The sequence below is a fragment of the Oleiphilus sp. HI0067 genome (genome assembly GCF_001635735.1).
Genome location: NZ_LWFI01000345.1, coordinates 1 through 793, shown reverse-complemented (window position 1 = coordinate 793; position 793 = coordinate 1). Strand labels below are relative to the sequence as shown.

Below are 793 nucleotides of genomic sequence, written 5' to 3'. Positions count from 1 at the left end.
TATGTTTGATTTGAGCCCCACGCCCCATGTATCTGTCGTCGAAAATAGATTCTCTCAAACGACCTATTACAGAAAGAAAATAACAAGCGACTCTAACGCACCAACAGGCATATTAGGACAACCACTCGTAGAAGCAGGAATCGTTAGCGAAGACTATTACTTAAAATGCCTTCAAAAGCTAAGTAAGAATGGTAAAGCTTACTATTTTCCTCACAGAGCTGAATCAAAGGAGAATATTCAAAAATGGTTATCATTGGCAAACCTTAAGCTTATTGAAGATGATCGCCCTATTGAAATTTCTATCACATCATACAAAGTCTCGAGCATAGTTGGCTTTATTAGCACAGCTCTCAAAACTTTGTCTCTCCTATACCCAAAACTAAATATCCAATTTATAAGAACGCCAGACGATGAGTTTCTTACTGAAAAATTCCGAATAAATGCGCGAAACACCTATGCACAATATAAGGGCGAGAAAGTCTCAGAGATAAAACTGGATATCCATTAATACAAGGAGCATTTACTTTACGGTCTACTTTTGTCCAAGATAGTCCCCTTTCAACTGCGCTACTTTTTCCAGTAGCGAAGAAGTAGCAGTTTCTACTGCATCATCACTGCTGAGTGTAGATCTTTCTGTCTTAGCAATGGTCAACAACTTATCACCAAGCAGTTTATAGTCGGAGTCTTTCACATAACGCACTGGAACCGGGTAGCTCATCCATTTTTTCGGGCCTAGGCCAAATCGCGCAGCCCCTCCCTTTAGTTTGCGCTCAAAAAGACGTCCCGTATCTCG

General features: G+C 40.5%; 2 protein-coding genes. One reads left to right on the top strand and one right to left on the bottom strand.

The window, feature by feature from the left end:
- The coding region (locus A3739_RS29315) for a polysialyltransferase family glycosyltransferase (RefSeq protein ID WP_068500432.1) at positions 1 to 508 on the top strand (508 nt) is incomplete at its 5' end.
- A 24-nt stretch (positions 509 to 532) separates the two neighbouring features.
- Here A3739_RS29315 and A3739_RS29310 read toward each other — a convergent pair.
- Positions 533 to 793: hypothetical protein (locus tag A3739_RS29310; protein ID WP_197472036.1), on the bottom strand; the 261-nt coding region annotated here is incomplete at its 5' end.